A 19,768-nucleotide genomic window follows, 5' to 3' on the forward strand; every position below is an offset into this window, starting at 1 on the left:
TCTCACCGCTCGGTGGCGGCGTCGAGCACGGGGGCGAAGATTGTCCGGCTCGCCTCCTGGAGCCGGGCCAGGCCGTCGTTGACCGCGGTCAGGACCAGGGTGCCGACGGTTTCGGCGTCGTAGCGGCGGTAGGTGTCGGGGTCGATGCAGACGTCCACGAACTGTCCGGTGCCGAGCAGCCGGACGGTCACCTCGCCGTTGCCCGCGTAGCCCGTGATCTCGCTGCTCTGCAGCTCGCGCTGCATCTCGTTGACCCGCTCGGTGCTCGCCCGGACCTCGGCGAGCATGTCGTCCAGGGTGGTCTGCAGCCGGTCGGCGTCGGTGTGGGTGAAGTCCATCGGTGCGCCCCTCTCTCGCTCGTGCGCTCAGACCCGGACGGCGGGCGCCCCGTCGGCGCCCGACCCGTCGAGGTCGAGGTTGAGATGCTCGGTGAAGGTCTCGCCGCCGTCGGTGACGGTGAGGTCGATGGCCAGGTCGTCGGCGGCCGCGGCCGGCACGGAGATGTCGATGGTGACGTCGCCGTGGGTCGTGGAGATCGTCACGTCGTGGCCGGTGCCGCCCGCCGGCGTGCCCCCGGCCGGTGTGCTGGTGTGGTGTCCGGCCCCGGTGCCCGGTCCGGGCGGATCGGGCAGCGTCGCGGGCGAAGCGGCCAGCCCGGGTGGCACCACACTCGCGGAAGCGCCCGAACCGAAGGGCGGCGCACCCGCCTGCCCGAAGCCACCGTCGTTCCACCCACCGGTGCCATAACCGGTGCCGCCAACGCCGGTGCCGGTGCCGCCGGTGCCGCCGGCGCCGAAGCCACCCGCGCCGAGCCCACCCGCGGAGGCACCCGAGCCGGGCGAGCCGAGGCCGGGAGCGCCGAGGCCGGGAGCGCCGGAGGTCGTGCCGCCGGTGAGGCCGGCGCCCGCACCGGCGCCCGCGCCGGGCCCGGTGATCATCGACGGTGCTCCGCCCGGGGTGGCCGCGGCGCCGTCGCTCAGCAGCGACTCCAGCTCCTTGGCGATCGTGGCGAGCGTGGTGACCACCGCCATCAGGCGCACCGCCCCGATGGCGTCCAGCGCCGCCTTGACCGAGCTGACGAACGACGCCAGCCCGGACGTGGTGCCCACCGCCAGCGACCGTGCCGCGGCGTGGGTGTGGATGTTGGACAGCAGCGCCGCCACCGTCGGGTTGACCGAGCTGACCATCGAGCGGTAGGCGTGCTGCGCCGTGCGCAGCGCCGTCGCGACGGCCACGATCTCGGCCTGGAGCGTCTCGACCGCCTGGACGATCTTCTGGAAGGTCGCCACGGTCGACCGCACCTTGGCGACCGCCCCGTCCGAGGCGGATCCGGCGGTCCAGGTCTTCCGCAGCGTGCCGCCGGCGTCGCCGACCTGGTCCACGATGCCGGCGATTCTGGTGATCCGGTTGACCAGGTCGGTGACGTACCGCAGGACCTGGTCCGGTTCGGCGCCGGCGAGCCAGGGCAGCACCGTGGCGGTGGGGCCGCGGCCGCCGGCGGCGGCGTCCATGGCCGAGGAGTTCGGGACGGCAAACATGCCGGGCCTCCACATTCTGTCTCGTCGTCACCTGGTCAACGGCCGCCGGAGAGCCGCCGGACGGGGACCTGCTCGGCGGCCAGCTGGGCCAGCACCGCGGCGATCCGGCGGTCCCGGTCGGCGTAACCGTCGGCGCTCGCCCGGACCCGTTCGTTGATCTTCTGCAGGACCGTGGCGAGCGCCTGCAGGGTGGTGATCAGCTGCTGCTGGGCGGCGGCGCTGGAGCCGGCGGCGGCCGTGCCGACCTGTCCGTACGCGACGCTCGGGACGCGCACGCTGCCCGCGTCCCGGGTGCATCCCCGGAAGTCCGACAGCAGGCCGTCCAGCGCCGTGGCGACCTTCAGCACCTCCTGGACGGAGATCTCGTAACCGGAGCCCATCTCGCCTCCCTCGACGGCTGACCACGCCTTTGCCCCCGAGACTAGGAACCCGGCGGAGCTGCGATAACGGCGGAATTACCCACCCCGTCGCGGAGGAATTGCCGACTGGTGCCGGTGCCGGGCGGTGCACCACCGTGAAGGGCGTACCCCCTGACGCGACGGAGCGGGAGACGACATGTCCGGAGACCGATCGGTACGCGGCGCCGGTGCGCCGGCCGCGGGCAGACCGCCGGCGGAGATCGTGCTGCAGCCGCCGCCGGCCATTCCCCGGTCGAGCAGCGGCCAGGGTTCCCAGCACCTGATGTTCATGCTGCCGATGCTGATCGGCATGGGCGCGATGTCGTTCGTCTACATCGGACGCTCCAGCGGCATCGGCACGGTGATCTTCGGCGGGCTGTTCGTGATCGTCATCGTCGGGATGCTGGTGATGAGCCTGTCCGGCGGCCGGCTGGCGAAGCAGGCGCAGATCAACGACGAGCGCCGGGACTACCTGCGCTACCTCGCCGGGCTCCGGGACACCGTCCGGCAGGCCGCGAGCTGGCAGCGCGCGGCCATGCGGGAGGCGCTGCCCGACCCGGGCGACCTCTGGGCGGTGGCCGGCACCCCGCGGATGTGGCGCCGGCGCGCCACCGACGCCGAGTTCGGCCGGGTCCGGGTCGGGCTGGGGCCGCAGCGCCTGGCCACCTCGCTGCGCCCGCCGCAGACCGCGCCGCTGGCGGACCTCGACCCGGTCTCGTCCACCTCGCTCAAGCAGTTCCTGCGGGCGTACGCCATTGTGGACGAGCTGCCCGTGGCGGTGTCGCTGCGCGCGTTCACCCGGGTCACGATCGGCGGTGACCGGCCCGCCGCCCGGGACCTGGCCCGCGCCGTCGTCGCCCACCTGGCCGCCCTGCACAGCCCCGACGACCTGCGCGTCCTGGTCTGCGCGGACGACGCGGGGGAGCCCGCCTGGTCCTGGGTGAAGTGGCTGCCGCACGCCGCGCACCCGGCCCGCACCGACGCCACCGGCCCGGTACGGCTGTTCGCCCGCCACCCCGACGAGATCGCCGCGCTCGCCGCCGCCGACCTCACCGGGCGCCCCCGGTTCCAGCCGGGCGCCGGCGCCCCCGCGGGCAAGGTCCACCTGGTCGTGGTCCACGACCGGGCGCAGCCGGGGCCGGCGGGCGGATCGTCGCACCGCCCCGACGCCGAGGCCCTGGCCGGTGAGGGGCTGGCCGGGGTCACCGTCGTCGACGTCGGCGGCGCCGGCACCCGTGCCGCCGGCGCGCTCGAGCTTGTCGTCGCGGACGGGCGGCTCGGGATCCGCCGCCGGGAGGGGACCGTGCTGGCCGGCGTACCGGATGGGTTGGACAGGGTCGCGGCCGAGGCCATGGCGCGGCAGTTCGCGGCCTGGCACCACCGGGCGCCGGACGGCACCGGCGGCCGGGCCGGGCCGGCCGACCTGGCCGACCTGCTGGGGATCGGCGATCCGCGGGACCTCGACGTGGCGCAGTGCTGGCGCCCGCGGCCGGCCGCCGACCGGCTGCGTGTGCCGCTGGGCACCGACCCGCACGGCGAGCCGGTCGCGCTCGACCTGAAGGAGTCCGCCGAGGGCGGCATGGGCCCGCACGGCCTGGTCATCGGCGCCACCGGCTCGGGCAAGAGCGAGCTGCTGCGGACGCTGGTCACCGGACTGGTCACCACGCACTCCTCGGAGACGCTGAACCTCGCCCTGGTCGACTTCAAGGGCGGCGCGACGTTCACCGGGATGGCCGACCTGCCGCACACCTGCGCGGTCATCACCAACCTCGCCGCCGAGCTCACCCTCGTCGACCGGATGGGCGACGCGCTCCGCGGTGAGCTGGTGCGGCGCCAGGAGCTGCTGCGGGCCGCCGGCAACTACGCCTCGGTCCGCGACTACGAGAAGGCCCGGCAGGCCGGCGCCGATCTCGCGCCGGTGCCCTCGCTGCTGGTCATCATCGACGAGTTCAGCGAGCTGCTGTCGGCGCGGCCGGAGTTCACCGAGCTGTTCGTGATGATCGGCCGGCTGGGCCGGAGCCTGGCGATCCACCTGCTGCTGGCCTCGCAGCGGCTGGAGGAGGGCCGGCTGCGCGGGCTGGACAGCCACCTGAGCTACCGGGTCGGGCTGCGCACGTTCTCCGCCGCCGAGAGCCGCACGGTGCTGGGCGTGCCGGACGCCTACGAGCTGCCGGCCGAGCCGGGCGTCGGCTACCTGAAGGTGGACACCACGACGCTGCGGCGGTTCAAGGCGGCGTACGTCTCCGGGCCGGTCGCCGCCCCGGACCGCCGCCCGCGGGCCACCGGACGACGGGCGCCGGAGCCGGTGCTGTTCCGCGCCCGTACCGTCGCGGTCGCCGAGCCGCCGCCGGTCGACGTGCCGCCGGCCACGCCCGGGGAACCGGACGGCACCGGCGACTCCACGATGACCGTGCTGCTGGCCGGGCTGACCGGCCGGGGCCCGGCCGCGCACCGGATCTGGCTGCCGCCGCTGGCCGAGCCGCCCACCATCGACGAGCTGCTGCCGCCGCTCACTGTGGACCCCCGGCGTGGCCTGTGCCCGGCCGGCTGGGCGGGCAACGGCCGGCTGACCGTACCCGTCGCGATCGTGGACAAGCCGTTCGAGCAGCGCCGTGACGTGCTGTGGGCGGACCTGTCCGGCGCCGCCGGGCACGCCGTGGTGGTGGGCGCGCCGCAGAGCGGCAAGAGCACGCTGCTGCGCACGCTGGTCTGCGCCCTGTCCCTGACCCACACCCCGCGCGAGGTGCAGTTCTTCCTGCTGGACATGGCCGGTGGGGCGCTGGCCACGCTCTCCGGGCTGCCGCACGTCAGCGGCGTGGCCAGCCGGCTCGACGTGGACCGGTGCCGGCGCATCGTCGCCGAGATCAGCACGCTGCTCACCGAGCGCGAGGCGCTGTTCCAGCAGCACGGCATCGACTCGATGGCGGCGTTCCGGCGCGATCCGCCGGCCGGCACCGACGGCCGGCTGTTCGGCGACGTCTTCCTGGTCGTCGACGGCTGGATGACCTTCCGCCAGGAGTTCGAGGCGCTCGCCGACGCGGTCAGCTCGCTCGCGGCCCGCGGCCTCGGTTTCGGCATCCACGTCGTGCTGTCGGTCAGCCGCTGGATGGAGCTGCGGCCGGCCCTGCGCGACATGATCGGCACCCAGTTCGAGCTGCGGCTGGGCGATCCGTCCGACTCGGCCGTCGACCGGCGCGCCGCGGCCGGCGTGCCCGCCGCCGCCGGGCGCGGGCTGACCCACGACAAGCTGCACTTCCTCGGCGCCCTGCCGCGGCTGGACCGGAGCCGGTCCGGCGACGACGTGGCGGCCGGCATCGCCGGGCTGGCCCGCCGGGTCGCGGAGGCCTGGCCGGGGGAGCGGGCGCCCCAGGTACGGCTGCTGCCCCGGTTGCTGCCCGCCGCCGCGCTGCCGGCCGCCGACGGGAGCCGGCCGGTGCCGATCGGGATCGCCGAGTCCGACCTCAAGCCGGTCACGGTCGACTTCGACGCCGACCCGCACCTGCTGGCCTTCGGCGACAACGAGTCGGGCAAGTCCGGGCTGCTGCGGCTGCTGGCCCGCGGCCTGATGGACCGGTACACCCCGAAGCAGGCCGCCATCATGGTGGTGGACTACCGGCGCAGCCTGCTCGACGTGGTCACCGGCGAGCACCTGCTGGTGTACGCCGGCTCCGAGCCCACCCTGACCGCGCAGATCGGCGACGTGGCCAAGGGCATGCGCGACCGGCTGCCCGGGCCCGCCGTCACCTCGGAGCAGCTGCGCAACCGTGCCTGGTGGACCGGGCCGGAGCTGTTTGTCCTGGTCGACGACTACGACCTGGTGGCCGCGCAGGGCGGCAACCCGCTGCTCGCGCTGGTCGACCTGCTGCCGCACTCCCGGGACATCGGCCTGCACCTGATCGTGGCCCGGCGCACCGGCGGGGCCGGCCGGGCGCTGTTCGAGCCGGTGCTGCAACGGCTGCGGGAGCTGGGCACGCCCGGGGTGCTGCTGTCCGGCTCCCGGGACGAGGGCGTGCTGCTGGGCGGGGTCAAGCCGAGCCCGCGTCCACCCGGCCAGGGCCAGTACGTCGGTCGGCGCGGCGACGCCGCCGTCATCCAGGTGGCCTGGCAGCCCTGTGGGTAGAAGTGCCGTACCACCGGCTCCACTGTGTTCATAACCTCGAATCAGTTACCCAGCAACGAATCCAGGAGGTGTGTCATGGCCGGTACGGGTTTCCAGAGCGACGCCGCCGCGATGGCGCGAGGGGTCGCCGGCTTCAACGAATCCGCCGCCGAGGCGCGCTCGACGATGAGCGCGCTGGAGCACGAACTGACGTCCATGCTCAGCCGCTACCAGGGCGCCCAGGCGCAGGCGTTCTGGCAGCTGCACCGGCGGCTGCAGGAGGACATGCGCAGCGCCGGCCAGGAGCTCGACACCATGTCGCAGCTGGTCAGCGACAGCGCCGTCAACTACGACACCGGCGACACCGACGTCGCCTCGTCGCTGACCGGCCTGGCCGCCCAGACCGGCGACAGCGCGGTCCTGAGCCGGCTCTCCGGCGCCTGACCGCGGGCGTACGCCACCACCGCAGTAACTCCCAGAAGGGTTCACCGACATGCCATCCGCTGACGTCATCAACGTCGACTTCGCCGCGCTGCGGGCCGCCGCCGACTCGCTGTCCGTCAAGGCCAAGGGACTCGAGGCCACCATGGCGAGCCTGCAGCAGTCGCTCATGCCGATCAAGGAAACCTGGTACGCCTCCGGCAGCTCCGCCGGTCAGGCCGCCGAGCAGAGCGAGACCCGGCTGCGCGCCGCGATCGCCGACATCACCGCCGTGATCGCCCAGTTCTCCGCCAAGACCAACGAGGCGCACGACCTCCAGCTGGCGCTGGAGAACAAGAACACCAGCTTCTTCAGCTGACACCTGTCCCGGTACCCCCAGGGCAGTGCCACGCGGGCGGTCCGCCGCGCCGGGTGGCACTGCCGCACCGATCCGAGGAGGCGGCTGTGCACAGCGATCCCGGTGCCGGCTCGTTCGAGGTACGTCCGCGGGAACTGCTCGGGCTCGCCGACGAGCTGGCGGCGCAGCGTGAGGCCGTACGGCACCCGGCCGACCGGCTGGCCGCGCTGGGCGCCGATCCGCTGGAACCGGGCGCGTTCGCCGAGGCGTTCGCGCTGCGCGAGGCGCACACCGCCGCCGCGCTGCGGATGAACCAGCTCGCCTACGCGGTCGCGGTGGCGGTGGGCTTCGCCGAGGAGGTCACCCGGGCCGTGGCCACCGGTTACCAGGCCGCTGACGAGTCGGTCGCCGACTCGTACCAGTCCCTGTCCGGCCGGGGGTGACCCGATGCGCGCCGCGGATCCACCGGACATCTGGACCGACTTCTCCCGCTACCCGCACGAGGAGCTGATCCGGGTCCTGGCGGCCAGCAACCCGAACGAGGTCGTCGCCGCCGGTGACGCCTGGGCCGCGGTCGCTGCCGCGTTGCACGAACGCGCGCAGGACATCGCCGACCGGTCCGGCACGCTCACCGCGAGCTGGACCGGCGGCGCCGCCGACCGGTACCGGACCATGATGGGCGAGCTGCTGCAGGGGATCCAGCGGGTCGCGGCCACCGCCCAGGAGGCCCGCGACCTGCTGTACGCGGCCGGCGAGGCCCTGCACGCCGCCTGGACCGGCATGCCCGCGGTCTCCGGCGAGGCGGCCCGCCGCCAGGCCATCCTGATCATGGCTCAGCTCGCCGAGCGGTACCTGGCGGTCACCGCCGAGCTGAACGAGACGCTGTCGCAGCTGCTGCCCGGCGCGGCGGACCCGGCGCTGGCCGGCCCGTCCGGGGTGTCCGCCGGCCCGTTGCCGCCCGGCGAGCTGGTCTTCGGCAACCCGGCCGGTACGGCCCCGGGCGCCCGTCCGCCGCTGTTCGGCGGGATGCTGCCGGCCGGGCTGGCCGCCGCGAGCGCGGTGCTCGGGCGGCCGTTCGTGCCGAGCCTGCTGGCCCGCCGCACCGGGAGCCGCCCCGGGACAGGCGCACCGGAGCCGGTCGCGAACGCCGTCCCGCCGCCGAAGGCCGTCGAGCCGACCGGCGCGGTGCCGGCGGGCGGCGGCCCGCCCCTGTCGAGCCTGGGCGGCCTGGGCGGCCTGGGCGGCCTGGGCGGCCTGGGTGGCGGCGGCGGCCCGGCCCTGGGCGGCATCGGCGGTGGCGTGGGCCTGCCCGCGCTGCCCGCCGGGCCGGAGCCGGTGAGCCCCGGACCGGGCCCGGGCCAGGCCGCCGGCATCGCGGCGGCGACCGGCGGCGGTGCCGGCGGCGCCGCCCACGGGCTGCGCGGCATGCCGATGATGCCGATGATGCCGATGGGTATGGCCGGCGCCGACAGCGGCGGCGGCCGGCGCATCCCGCAGTGGCTGGTGGAGACCGAGGACGTCTGGGGAGAGCCCGCGGTGGTGACCTCGTCGGTCATCGGCGAGGACGGCGCCGGCGGGGTGTGGTGGTGAGCCGGGCCGGCATCCAGAGCCGGACCCGGGTGCCGCCGCCCGGCCGGGAGGTGATCCCGGCGTCCCCGCCGGCCTCCCGGACCCGGGCGGTGATCGACTGGCGGGTGCCGAAGCCCGGCGTGGTGCGTTCGGGAGCAAAGCCGCGGCCGTCGTCGCGGATGACCACCTCGACACCGTCGGCCGCGGCGGCGACCCGCACCACCACGTGCCGGGCGGCGGCGTGCTTGACGACGTTGACCAGCGCCTCGCGGGTGGCGTCGCGCAGGCATTCCCGCCGCCACGGCGCGGGCTCGGGCAGATCCGCGCCGGCGATCAGCTCGATGCGGGGCCCGTCGGCCGGCGCCTCGTCGACGACCTCGCCCAGCAGCGCCACCAGCGAGTGTCCCGGCCCCGCGCCGTTCACCTCGCCCAGGCTGCGCCGCAGCAGCGCGGCCTGGCGGCGGGCCGTGCCGCGCAGCTCGGTCAGCGCCTCGGCCGGGGCGACCCGGTCCGCGTCGGCGGCCAGCGCCATCGTCTCCAGCGACTGCAGGGCCGTGTCGTGCAGGGAGCGCAGCAGGCGGGCACGCTCGGCGGCACAACCCGCCCGGTAGGCCGCCGAGCGGGCCCGGGCCTGCACCGCGGCCGTCCCGGCCGCGATCACCAGAGCCACCAGCACCGCCGTCCACCAGTCCACCCGGGCCGGTCCCGCCGGGACCAGCCACACGATCAGCGGCGCGGCGGCCACGACCGCCACGGACTGGGCCGCGAGCACCACCAGCGGCGGCGCCGGACCCGAGGTCACCCGGGTCACCGGCGGGTCCACCGCCGGGCGGACGCAGCCGTCGTGCGCAAGCTGCTGCGGGGCGTAGCCCATCGCCGTCATCACATCCCCCTGCCCGTACGGCCGCCGCCGGTGCTCGGCCGCGGCGTCTGATCGGTACTTCGGCGCCGACCCGGTGATCGGTTCTCGGCGGAAAAATCTGGTAGGACGGGAACCGAACGGCCCCGCACCGCGAACCTGCTCATGTACGCCAGTCGATCCATGCCGCACGGCCCGACCGGGGAGATGTCATGAAGCGCAACGGCCCCTTGCTCACCCTGCTGGCCGGCATCGCCGTCGCGGCGGTGTTGTTCCTGCTCAGCATGCAGGCGTCGGGAAGCGGCACCGCCGCGCAGCCGGCGCCGGCCGCGGTGGCCGGCGGGTCGCCGAGCGTGCCGGCGGCCGGCGCCGGCGTCGTGCCGGTGCCGGACGGCGCCCAGGCGAGCCCGCCGGGCGCCCCGGCCACGGTGGACAAGGAACCGCTGGCGCAGCGGGAAACCCCCGACGGCACCTGGGCCGGCCGGTTGCAGCCCGGGGTGCTCGCGCTCAACGTCAAGGACGGCAAGGCGATCGCCTACCTCTGCGACGGCCGCCGGACCGAGGCGTGGCTCAAGGGCACCGCCCGGGACGGCAAGCTCGACCTCACCGGCAAGAAGGGCGCCGCCTTCACCGGAACCATCGACAAGAAGCAGGCCGTCGGTAAGGTGACCATCGGCGGCCGGACGTCGGATGTGGACATCAAGGCGGTCCGCAAGCCCTCCGGGTTGTACCGGGCCGCCACGGACGTCCGCGGCGCCAAGGTGGTCGGCGGCTGGATCGTCCTGGCGGACGGCACCCAGGTCGGACTCGCCACCGTCGGCGGACGGCTGACCCGGCCGTCGCAGCTCGACGTCACGACGGGCCGGGCCACGGTGGACGGCAGCACGGTGGCCGCCGCCCCGGCCGACCCGACCCGGTGACCGGGCCGGAGCGCGACGATGCCAGGAGGAACCATGCCGGGCGCCGACCCCACGGACCCACCCGCCGCGCCGCCCGCGGGCTACGCCGCCCTGGTCGTCCCGGTGCTGATCGGCGGCCTGGTGGCGATCACCCTCGGGGTGTACGGCAACCTGCACCCGCCGACCGGGATCGGCGTCAACCTGGCCGGCTTCTCCGGCCCGCTGACCGTCAAGGTCTGGCTGACCACGCTCGCGGCCACCCTCGCCCTGGTCCAGCTCGGCTCCGCCCTGGCGATGTACGGCAAGCTGCCCCGGATCCACGCCCCGTCCTGGATCGGCGGCCTGCACCGATGGTCCGGCCGCGCCGCCTTCCTGAGCGCGGTGCCGGTCGCCGTGCACTGCCTGTACGCGCTGGGCCTGCGGTTCTCCGACCCGCGCACGTTGCTGCACTCGCTGGCCGGCTGCCTGTTCTTCGGCGCGTTCACCGCCAAGATGCTGCTGCTGCCCCGCTCGGGACTGCCCGGCTGGGCGCTGCCGATCGCCGGGGCGGTGACCTTCACCGCGCTGGTCGTCCTCTGGCTCAGCTCGTCCCTGTGGTTCTTCACCACCACCGGCTTCCGGCTCTGACCGGGCCGGGCACCCGCCCGCGCCGCGCCCGACCGAAAGGCATCGATCATGGGCGACACCACCGATCCCGAACCGGAGTGCCGGCCCCGCTGTGCCGGGCGGCGCGCGGTCCTCGCCGCGACAGGTGCCGCGGTGCTGAGCGGCTGCCAGGTGTACGAGGAATCGGCGCCGCCGCCGGCTCCCGTGGCGTCGGGCGCCTCGGCGGGTCCGCGGCCGGTGGCCCGCCTCGACGAGATCCCGGTCGGCGGCGGCCGGATCCTCGCCGCCGAACGGGTGGTGCTCTCCCGGCCGGAGAGCGGTCGGGTCCGCGCCTTCTCCACGGTCTGCACCCACCAGGGCTGCGCGGTCGACCAGCTCGCCGGCGGCACGCTCACCTGCCCGTGTCACGGCAGCAAGTTCGCGGTCGCGGACGGTTCGGTGGTCTCCGGGCCGGCCCGCCGACCGCTCCCGGAACTGCCGGTCACGGTGGCCGGCGACACCATCCTGCTCCCGTGACCGACACGGACCACACGCCGGGCGGCACGGCGACGATGGATCGACGAAGTACGATCGGCACCACCATGGATGACGCGCCGCTGGCCGGCAGTTTCGCCGAGGGCCACGAGGAAGGCTTCGCCGCCGTCTACGCGGCGTTCCGCGGGCCGGTCTTCGGGCTGTCGGTGAACATGCTGGCCGACCCGGGCCTCGCCGAGGAGGCGACCCAGCAGGCCTTCATCGGCCTGTGGCGCAGCCGCGAGCGGTTCGATCCGCAGCGGAGCCTGGCGGCGTGGGTCTTCGGCATCGCCCGCAAGGCCGCCATCGACGTCTACCGGCGCGAGCGGCGCGGCCCGGCCACCACGGCGCAGGACCCGGAGATCGCGGTGGAGGGATTCTCCGCCGAGCGGCTCTGGGAGGTCTGGGAGGTGCGCCGGGCCGTCGAGGCCCTGCCGCCGGAGGAGGCCGCGATCGTCCGGCTAGCGCACTACTACCAGCTGACGCACGGCGAGATCGCCGAGCATCTGGGCATACCCGTGGGCACCGTGAAGTCGCGATCACACCGCGCCCACCGGCGGCTCGCCGGGACGCTGAGCCATCTCTTCGACGAGCCGGAGGCCGCCCCGGCCGGCGATCCCGGCGGCGGCGCGACCGACGGGGTAGCGGCAGGAGGCCGACCATGAGCGACGACGTCATCGCGCGCCGGGCGCAGGCCCTGGAGGCGCTGCTGAGTCCCGCCCCGCAGGCCGAGGCCGCCGGCGACGCCGCCTGGGAGTCCAGGATGGTCACCCGGGTCGGAGCGCTGCTCGGCCACCCGGGCACCTGGCAGACGCCGGCGGCCCCCGCGACCCTGCCCGCGGCGCTGCTGGCCGAGATCCGGGCCGCGACCGCCGAGCCGCTGCCGACCACCGAGCCGCTGCCGGCCGTCGAGCCGGAGCGGGACCCGGCCGTCGAGCCGGTCCCGGCCGCTGAGCCGGAGCCGGCGCCGCCGGTGGATGAACCGGTTGCCGTCCGGCGCCGGCGGTGGCCCCGGCTGCGCCGGACCCTGCCGCGACCGCGCTGGACCCCGCCGCGGCTGGCGCTCGGTGTCGCCGGCGCCCTGGCCGCGGTGCTGCTGGCCGTCGTCATGTTCGGCGGCGACCTGCTGGGTCGCGGCGACGACGGCCCCTCTCGGCAGATCGCGGTGATCCAGCTGACCGGGACCAGCGCCGCGCCCGGTGCCCGCGCCACCATGCGCGCGATCGAACGCGACGCGGGCTGGCGCCTGGTCGCCGACATCACCGGGCTCGCCCCCGCCGGGCCGGACGTCTACTACCAGGGCTGGGCCGTGGCCGGTGCCGAGATGGTGCCGCTGGGCACCTTCCACATGCACCAGCCGGGTCAGGTCGAGCTCTGGTCCGGGGTGCCGCTGCGCAAGTTCAGCCGGATCGAGGTCACCCAGCAACGCGTCGGCGCGGGCCAGGCTCCGGGCGTGCTGGTCATGGTCGGTCAGCTGTGACCGCGACCAGCGGCTTGAGCGCGGCGCCCACGCGGCTGACCACGCCGGGCCGGTGCCCGTTGCGGATCAGGTTGATGGTGATGCCGTCGATCCCGGCGCCCAGCACCTGCTCGTGCAGCTGCTCGGCGACCTGCTCCGCGGTGCCGAGGAACGCCCGGTTCCGCCGGTCCTCGGGCACCGTCCCGCCCAGCTCCCTCACCTCCTGCCCGGTCTCGCCCACCATGCCCATGACCAGGTAGCTGGTCGCGAGCGTGGCCGGGTCGCGGCCGATCTCCTCGCACCGCTGCCGCAACACGCCGACCTTGCGGGCCAGGTCGGTGACGTCGCAGATGATGTTCATGTGGTCGGCGAAGCGCGCGGCCAGCCGGAACGTCTTCTGCTCGCCGCTGCCGCCCAGCATGATCGGCACGGTCGGCCGCAGCCGCGGGTTGTTCATCGCGCCCCGCGCGGTGTACCACTTGCCGTCGAGCGTGGCCGGCTCGCCCTTGAGCATCGGGGTGATGATGGTCAGCGCCTCCTCGAGGCGTTCGAAGCGCTGGCCGAAGGTGCCGAACTCGAAGCCGTAGTCGTGGTGCTCGCGTTCGAACCAGCCGGCGCCGATGCCCAGGATGGCCCGGCCCCGGGAGACCATGTCGAGGGTGGTCACGGTCTTCGCCAGCAGCGCGGGATTGCGGTACGTGTTCCCGGTGACCAACGTGGACAACTGCACGGTCGACGTGACCGAGGCCAGCGCGCCGAGCGTCGTGTACGCCTCGAGCATCGCGTTCTCCGGCGCGCCGATGCCCGGCAGCTGGTAGAAGTGGTCCATCACCAGCACGGTGTCGAAGCCGGCCGCCTCGGCCTCCCGGGCCTGCGCGGCGACGGTGTCGAAGGTGTCCTCGACCGGGACGCCGGGATAGGTGAAGTTCGGAATCTGGTACCCGAGCCGGATGCTCACAGTGCCTCCACCAGGTAAGAGAGCTATCACCTGCTAATGTAAGAGCCCTCTTACCTGGATGGCAAGCCGGGAGGCGGGCGTGTCGGCGGAACGGCGCTACCACCATGGCGACCTGCGCGCCGCGCTGATCGACGCCAGCTTCGACCAGCTCGCCGAGGCCGGCCTGGAGCGTTTCTCGGTGGCCGCGGTGGCGCGCCGGCTGGGGGTGAGCTCGGCCGCGCCGTACCGGCACTTCCCGGACCGTGACCACCTGCTCGGCGCGGTCTCGGCACGGGCCGCCGGCGAGCTGCGTGCCGCCGTGATCGCCGCCGCGGACGCGGCGGGCACCGACCCGGCCGCCCGGCTGGCCGCGGTGGCCGGCGCCTACGTCCGGTACGTGACCCGCACCGGCGCCGGCCTCCACGTCATCTACGCCGCCGAGCTGTACGGACTGCGGGACGACGCCCGTCGCGAGCAGACCCGCGCGCTGATGACCACGCTGCTCGACCTGGCCCTGGCGACCGAGGCCCCCTCGCACCGGGAGGCCGTGCTGCTCGTCGAGGCGACGATCGCGGTGGCGCACGGCTACACGTCGCTGCTCGCCGACGGTTTCTTCGCCCGCCACGCCGGCACGGTCGACGACATCGCGGCCCGGGCCACCCGGGCCGCCGGCGCGCTGCTCACCACCCCGGCCGGGGCCGGCCCGACCGCTGCGCCGGGCGTCTGACCTGCTGTGGCTCTCGCCACGAATCCGCGGTAACCGCCGTGTTTCACGTTTCCGCGACGTAGCGTTGAAGGTCGCCCAGGGCGGGTGAGCTCACCGCATGCCTGGTCCACGCCGACCCGCGAGGTGAAAATGGTGCACGCCCGGTGACCGTGACAACCGATCTGCACTTTGTCACGCTCCCTCCGATCGTCACCCCCGCGGTGTTCCGTTCCCCGCCGGCCGCGGCCCGTCGCACCCTCGTCGACGTCCTCGACGAGACCGTGCGCGCCCACCCCACCGCCCGCGCCCTCGACAGCGGCGGCACCGCGCTGACCTACCGCGAGCTGGCCGACGAGGTCGACGCCGTGCGCGAGCGGCTGGCCGGCCACGGCATCGGCGCCGGCGACCGGGTCGGCATCCGGGTCTCCTCCGGTACGGCGGAGCTCTACCTCGCGATTCTCGGCGTGCTCGCGGCCGGCGCCGCCTACGTGCCCGTCGACGCGGACGACCCCGAGGAACGCGCCGAGCTGGTCTTCGCCGAGGCGGGCGTGGCCGCGGTGCTGGGTGACGGGCTGACCGTGGCGCTGCGCCGCGCCCCCGGGGGCCGGATCGGCCGGCCCGGCCCGGCCGACGACGCCTGGATCATCTTCACCTCCGGATCGACCGGCACCCCGAAGGGCGTGGCGGTCAGCCACGGCGCGGCGGCGGCCTTCGTCGACGCCGAGGCGCAGCTGTTCCTCGCCGGCGACGCCGACGAGGCGATCGGCCCGCACGACCGGGTGCTGGCCGGGCTGTCGGTGGCCTTCGACGCGTCCTGCGAGGAGATGTGGCTGGCCTGGCGGCACGGCGCCTGCCTGGTGCCGGCCGAGCGGTCGCTGGTCCGCAGCGGCGTCGACCTGGGGCCCTGGCTGGCCGAGCAGCGCATCTCCGTGGTCTCCACGGTGCCGACGCTCGCCGCGCTCTGGCCGGTCGAGGCGCTGGACGAGGTGCGGCTGCTGATCTTCGGTGGCGAGGCCTGCCCGCCGGAGCTGGCCGAGCGCCTGGCCGTCGAGGGGCGCGAGGTCTGGAACACGTACGGGCCGACCGAGGCGACCGTGGTCGCCTGCGCCGCGCGGCTGACCGGCGAGGGGCCGGTGCGCATCGGGCTGCCGCTGGCCGGCTGGGAGCTCGCCGTGGTCGACGCCGCCGGTGAGCCGGTCGCGATGGGCGGGTCCGGCGAGCTTGTCATCGGCGGCGTGGGTCTCGCCCGCTACCTGGACGCCGGCAAGGACGCCGAGAAGTTCGCGGCGCTGCCCGCACTCGGCTGGACGCGGGCGTACCGCAGCGGTGACATCGTCCGCGCGGAGCCCGAGGGGCTGCTGTTCCTGGGCCGCGGCGACGAGCAGGTCAAGCTCGGCGGGCGCCGGATCGAGCTGGGTGAGGTCGACGCCGCGCTGCAGGCGCTGCCCGGCGTCGTGGGCGCGGCCGCCGCGGTGAAGCGGACCGCGGCCGGCAACCAGCTGCTGGTGGGCTACGTCGTGCCCCGCGAGGGTGCGAGCTTCGACGCCGCGCAGGCCGCGCTGCGGATCCGCGAGCAGCTGCCGGCCGCGCTCGTCCCGCTGCTGGCCGTCGTGCCGGACCTGCCGACCCGCACCTCCGGCAAGGTGGACCGGGCCGCGCTGCCCTGGCCCCTGGCGACCGCGGCGGACGCGGCCGGCGAGCTGACCGCCACCGAGCAGTGGCTCGCCGGCGGCTGGGAGCAGATTCTCGGCCTGCGCCCCACCGAGGCGGACGCCGACTTCTTCAACCACGGCGGCGGCAGCCTGAACGCGGCGCAGCTGGTGGCCTGGATCCGCCGCCGGCACCCGCGGGTCTCGGTGGCCGACATCTACCTGCACCCGCGGCTGGCGCAGCTCGCCGCGGTGCTCGACACGCTCGACAGCACGACGGCCACACGCCGCGAGGTCCGGCCGACGCCGCGCCGGGCCGGGCTGATCCAGGCCGTGCTGATGCTGCCGATGCTGGCGCTGGTCGGGCTCCGCTGGCTGACCGCGCTGGCCGCGCTCGGCAACGTCCTCACGCTGGTCGCGCCGGCGCCGTGGGTGCCGGCCGTGTCCTGGTGGTGGGTGGCGCTGGGCTGGGCCCTGCTGTTCAGCCCGCTCGGCCGGATCGGCCTGGCGGCCGGGGGAGCGCGGCTGCTGCTGCGCGGCGTCCGCCCGGGCAGCTACCCGCGCGGCGGCAGCGTGCACCTGCGGCTGTGGGCCGCCGAGCGGCTCGCCGAGCTGACCGGCGCCACCGGTGTCGCCGGGGCGTCCTGGATGACCACGTACGCCCGCGCGCTCGGCGCGCAGATCGGTCCCGACGTCGACCTGCACTCCGCCCCGCCGGTCACCGGGCTGCTCAAGCTCGGTCGCGGCGCGGCCATCGAGCCGGAGGTCGACCTGTCCGGCCACTGGGTCGACGGCGACGTGGTCCGGGTCGGCAAGCTGCGGGTCGGCGCGGGCGCCCGGGTCGGCTCCCGCAGCACGCTGATGCCCGGCGCGCGGATCGGCAAGGGCGCGCGGATCGCCGCCGGCTCGACCGTGGCCGGGGCCGTGCCGGCGAACCAGCGCTGGGCCGGCTCGCCGGCGGCGCCCGCCGGCAAGGACCCCGCCGGATGGCCGGCGCAGCGTCCGCCGCGCTCGCGGATCCGGTCCCGCTTCTGGATCACGGCGTACGGGCTGACCGCGCAGCTGCTGGGCCTGGTGCCGGTCGTGGCCGCGCTGCCGGGCGTGGCCCTGGTCGGCTGGACGCTCGCCCACCGGCCGACCGTGGGTGCCCTGCTCGCCGCCGTCGCGGTGGCGACCGTCGCGTACGTCGTCGGCTACGCGGTGCTCGTGCTCGTCGCCGTCCGGGCGCTCAGCATCGGCCTGCGCGCCGGCTACCACGCCGTGCAGGGGCGGGTGGCGTGGCAGGTGTGGGCGACCGAGCGGCTGATGGGGATGGCCCGGGTGGGGCTGTTCCCGCTCTACGCCAGCCTGTTCACGCCGGTGTGGCTGCGGCTGCTGGGCGCGAAGGTGGGGCGCGGGGTGGAGGCGTCCACCGTGCTCGCGCTGCCGGCGATGACCACGGTCGCCGACGGGGCGTTCCTGGCCGACGACACCATGGTCGCCACCTACGAGCTGAGCCACGGGTGGCTGCGGGTCGCCCCGGCCCGGATCGGCAAACAGGCGTTCCTCGGCAACTCCGGGATGACGGCGCCCGGCCGGTCGGTGCCCAAGCGGGGCCTGGTCGGGGTGCTGTCGTCGGCGCCGCGCAAGGCGAAGAAGGGCTCGTCGTGGCTCGGCGCGCCGCCGATGCCGTTGCGCCGCACCGTCGAGGCGGCCGACACCAGCCGCACCTTCGACCCGCCGCTGCGGCTGAAGCTGGCCCGGGCCGCGATCGAGCTGTGCCGGATCGTCCCGGTGATGTGCGCCGCCGTGCTGGCGGCCGGGGTGCTGGCCGCGCTCGCCGCGGTGTGGCAGAGCGCCGGCTGGTGGGCGGCCGGGCTGGCCGCCGGGCCGGTGCTGTTCGCCGCGGCGCTCATCGCCGGCGCGACCGCCACGGCCGCGAAGTGGCTGCTGGTCGGGCGGTTCCGGGTCGCCGAGCGGGCACTGTGGACCTCCTTCGTCTGGCGCAACGAGCTCGCCGACACCTTCGTCGAGGTGCTCGCCGCGCCGTGGCTGGTCCGCATCGCGACCGGCACCCCGCTGCTCACGGCGTGGCTGCGCACGCTCGGCGCGTGGATCGGCCGCGGCGTGTGGCTGGAGACCTACTGGCTGCCCGAGTACGACCTGGTGCGGCTCGGCGACGGCGCCACGGTGAACCGCGGTTGTGTGGTGCAGACCCACCTGTTCCATGATCGTGTGATGAGCATGGATCAGGTGACCCTGGACGCCGGCGCCGCCCTCGGCCCGCACGGCATCGTGCTGCCCGGCGCGAGCATCGGCGCGCGCACCACCGTCGGGCCCGGCTCGCTGGTGACCCGCGGTGACGCGGTGCCCGCCGACAGCCGCTGGCTCGGCAACCCGATCGCGACCTGGCCGGCCCCGGCCACGCGGCCGGCGTGACCCCGAAGGCGGCGGTGCCTCGCGGCGCCACGCCCGGCGCCGACCGGTCCACCGACTCGTACCTGCCCGAGCACGGCAACGGCGGCTACCGGGTGCTGCACTACGACCTCGACCTGGACTACCGGATCGTGCCCAACCGGCTGGCCGGCCGGGCGGCGCTGACCGCGGTGGCCGTCCAGCCGCTGTCGCGTTTCACCCTCGACCTGGGCGGCTTCCGGGTGGAGACCGTGCGGGTGGACGGGCGCCCGGCGAAGTACACCCATCGCCGGCACAAGCTGCAGATCAGCCCGGAGCGCCCGATCGGCGCCGGCGACACCTTCCGGGTGGACATCCGGTACGCGGGCAAGCCGGTCCCGATCTCCGGCCGGTGGGGCGACATCGGCTGGGACGAGCTGACCGACGGGGTGCTCGTGGCCAGCCAGCCGAACGGGGCGCCGTCGTGGTTCCCGTGCAACGACGAGCCCGGTGACAAGGCGACCTTCCGGGTGGCGCTGACGACCGCTACGCCGTACACGGTGCTGGTGACCGGCGATCCGGTCTCCCGGCGGCGCGGCGCGGGCAGCACCACCTGGGTGTACGAGCGCCGCGAGCCGACCTCGCCGTACCTGATGAGCGTGCAGATCGGCCGCTACGAGCTGGTGGAGCTGGCGGTCGGCGGGGTGGTGCAGCGCGCCGCGATCCCGCCCCGGCTGCGCGCCGCCGTCGCCCGCGACTTCGGCCGGCACGGCGAGATCATGGCGGCCCTGCAGCGGCTGCTCGGGCCGTACCCGTTCGCTGAGTACGTCGTCGTGGTCGCCGACGACGACCTCGACGACCCGGTCGAGGCGCAGGGCATGGCGGTCTTCGGCCGCAACCACGTCGACGGCCGGCGCACCCACGAGCGGCTGATCGTGCACGAGCTGGCCCACCAGTGGTTCGGCAACAGCCTCACGGTCGCCGACTGGCGGCACATCTGGCTCAACGAGGGCTTCGCCACCTACGCCGAATGGCTGTGGTCCGGGGTCAGCGGCGACCTGCCGGCGGACGCCCTGGCCGTCCAGTGGCACACCCGGATCGCGGCCCGCCCGGCGGACGTGATCGTCGCTGACCCCGGCATCGACCGGATGTTCGACCCGCTGGTCTACAAGCGCGGCGCGCTGACCCTGCACGCCGTCCGCCGGACGATCGGCGAGGAGCCGTTCTTCGCCCTGCTGCGCTCGTGGGTCGCCGAGCACCGGCACGGCACCGTGACCACCGGGCAGTTCCGGGCGCACGCCCAGCGCTTCGCGAGGGAGCCCCTGGACGGCTTGTTCACCGCCTGGCTCGACCGCCCGGCGCTGCCCCCGCTGCCCCGCTGACCT

General features: G+C 75.3%; 18 protein-coding genes. 13 read left to right on the top strand and 5 right to left on the bottom strand.

The window, feature by feature from the left end; all coding sequences use genetic code 11:
• Positions 1–2: 2 nt before the first annotated feature.
• From ACIBQZ_RS11130 to ACIBQZ_RS11140, 3 genes are read right to left on the bottom strand one after another with little or no spacing between them, the layout of a single operon-like run.
• Positions 3–338, bottom strand: coding sequence for a YbaB/EbfC family nucleoid-associated protein (locus tag ACIBQZ_RS11130; RefSeq protein WP_396088413.1), 336 nt, complete (start codon positions 336–338; stop codon positions 3–5).
• Between the two features lie 27 nt (positions 339–365).
• Positions 366–1,538: a hypothetical protein gene (locus tag ACIBQZ_RS11135; RefSeq protein WP_396088414.1), complete on the bottom strand. Its 1,173-nt coding sequence runs from the start codon at positions 1,536–1,538 to the stop codon at positions 366–368.
• Positions 1,539–1,573: 35 nt separating this feature from the next.
• Positions 1,574–1,918 (bottom strand): type VII secretion target, encoded by a 345-nt coding sequence (locus tag ACIBQZ_RS11140; RefSeq protein WP_396088415.1) that lies wholly within the window; start codon positions 1,916–1,918, stop codon positions 1,574–1,576.
• A 175-nt stretch (positions 1,919–2,093) separates the two neighbouring features.
• Between ACIBQZ_RS11140 and eccCa the strand changes: the two genes are divergently transcribed.
• The 5 genes from eccCa (at position 2,094) to ACIBQZ_RS11165 (ending at position 8,403) form a co-directional block, all read left to right on the top strand.
• Complete coding sequence (gene eccCa / locus ACIBQZ_RS11145; protein ID WP_396088416.1) at positions 2,094–6,056, top strand: type VII secretion protein EccCa; 3,963 nt, start codon at positions 2,094–2,096, stop codon at positions 6,054–6,056.
• A 75-nt stretch (positions 6,057–6,131) separates the two neighbouring features.
• Positions 6,132–6,479 (top strand): WXG100 family type VII secretion target, encoded by a 348-nt coding sequence (locus tag ACIBQZ_RS11150; RefSeq protein ID WP_396088417.1) that lies wholly within the window; start codon positions 6,132–6,134, stop codon positions 6,477–6,479.
• Positions 6,480–6,528: 49 nt separating this feature from the next.
• Entirely contained in the window at positions 6,529–6,834 is a 306-nt protein-coding gene (locus tag ACIBQZ_RS11155; RefSeq protein ID WP_396088418.1) for a WXG100 family type VII secretion target, read from the top strand.
• 86 nt (positions 6,835–6,920) lie between these two features.
• Positions 6,921–7,256, top strand: coding sequence for a hypothetical protein (locus ACIBQZ_RS11160; RefSeq protein ID WP_396088419.1), 336 nt, complete (start codon positions 6,921–6,923; stop codon positions 7,254–7,256).
• Positions 7,257–7,260: 4 nt separating this feature from the next.
• Positions 7,261–8,403: a hypothetical protein gene (locus ACIBQZ_RS11165; protein WP_396088420.1), complete on the top strand. Its 1,143-nt coding sequence runs from the start codon at positions 7,261–7,263 to the stop codon at positions 8,401–8,403.
• Here ACIBQZ_RS11165 and ACIBQZ_RS11170 read toward each other — a convergent pair.
• Positions 8,366–9,265, bottom strand: a complete 900-nt coding sequence (locus tag ACIBQZ_RS11170; protein WP_396088421.1) for a sensor histidine kinase — start codon at positions 9,263–9,265, stop codon at positions 8,366–8,368. The two genes, ACIBQZ_RS11165 and ACIBQZ_RS11170, sit on opposite strands and share 38 nt — an antisense overlap.
• Positions 9,266–9,453: 188 nt before the next feature.
• On the opposite strand from ACIBQZ_RS11170, the gene ACIBQZ_RS11175 reads away from it, so the two are divergent.
• Genes ACIBQZ_RS11175 through ACIBQZ_RS11195 form a run of 5 tightly spaced genes read left to right on the top strand, consistent with a single transcriptional unit; the run spans position 9,454 to position 12,739 of the window.
• Entirely contained in the window at positions 9,454–10,161 is a 708-nt protein-coding gene (locus tag ACIBQZ_RS11175) for a hypothetical protein (protein ID WP_396088422.1), read from the top strand.
• Between the two features lie 33 nt (positions 10,162–10,194).
• Complete coding sequence (locus tag ACIBQZ_RS11180; protein WP_396088423.1) at positions 10,195–10,767, top strand: DUF6529 family protein; 573 nt, start codon at positions 10,195–10,197, stop codon at positions 10,765–10,767.
• Between the two features lie 48 nt (positions 10,768–10,815).
• The gene (locus ACIBQZ_RS11185) at positions 10,816–11,262 is read left to right on the top strand and encodes a Rieske (2Fe-2S) protein (RefSeq protein WP_396088424.1); all 447 of its coding nucleotides are present in this window, start codon (positions 10,816–10,818) and stop codon (positions 11,260–11,262) included.
• Positions 11,259–11,924: an RNA polymerase sigma factor gene (locus tag ACIBQZ_RS11190; protein WP_396088425.1), complete on the top strand. Its 666-nt coding sequence runs from the start codon at positions 11,259–11,261 to the stop codon at positions 11,922–11,924. Before ACIBQZ_RS11185 ends, ACIBQZ_RS11190 begins: the two co-directional genes overlap by 4 nt.
• Positions 11,921–12,739, top strand: coding sequence for an anti-sigma factor domain-containing protein (locus ACIBQZ_RS11195; protein WP_396088426.1), 819 nt, complete (start codon positions 11,921–11,923; stop codon positions 12,737–12,739). The genes ACIBQZ_RS11190 and ACIBQZ_RS11195 overlap by 4 nt, the downstream gene beginning before the upstream one ends.
• On the opposite strand, the gene ACIBQZ_RS11200 is transcribed toward ACIBQZ_RS11195, so the two are convergent.
• On the bottom strand, positions 12,720–13,676 hold the full coding sequence (locus tag ACIBQZ_RS11200) for an LLM class F420-dependent oxidoreductase (RefSeq protein ID WP_396088427.1): 957 nt from the start codon (positions 13,674–13,676) through the stop codon (positions 12,720–12,722). The genes ACIBQZ_RS11195 and ACIBQZ_RS11200 overlap by 20 nt on opposite strands.
• A 58-nt stretch (positions 13,677–13,734) precedes the next feature.
• On the opposite strand from ACIBQZ_RS11200, the gene ACIBQZ_RS11205 reads away from it, so the two are divergent.
• The 3 genes from ACIBQZ_RS11205 (at position 13,735) to ACIBQZ_RS11215 (ending at position 19,765) form a co-directional block, all read left to right on the top strand.
• Positions 13,735–14,382 (top strand): TetR/AcrR family transcriptional regulator, encoded by a 648-nt coding sequence (locus tag ACIBQZ_RS11205; protein ID WP_396088428.1) that lies wholly within the window; start codon positions 13,735–13,737, stop codon positions 14,380–14,382.
• A gap of 143 nt (positions 14,383–14,525) precedes the next feature.
• Positions 14,526–18,428 carry a Pls/PosA family non-ribosomal peptide synthetase gene (locus ACIBQZ_RS11210; protein WP_396088429.1) on the top strand — a complete coding sequence of 1,301 codons (3,903 nt, stop codon included), beginning with the start codon at positions 14,526–14,528 and terminating at the stop codon, positions 18,426–18,428.
• Positions 18,425–19,765 carry a M1 family metallopeptidase gene (locus ACIBQZ_RS11215; RefSeq protein ID WP_396088430.1) on the top strand — a complete coding sequence of 447 codons (1,341 nt, stop codon included), beginning with the start codon at positions 18,425–18,427 and terminating at the stop codon, positions 19,763–19,765. Before ACIBQZ_RS11210 ends, ACIBQZ_RS11215 begins: the two co-directional genes overlap by 4 nt.
• The last annotated feature ends 3 nt before the right edge of the window (positions 19,766–19,768 follow it).

It is taken from the genome of Actinoplanes sp. NPDC049599 (assembly GCF_044465625.1).
Classification (GTDB): domain Bacteria; phylum Actinomycetota; class Actinomycetes; order Mycobacteriales; family Micromonosporaceae; genus Actinoplanes.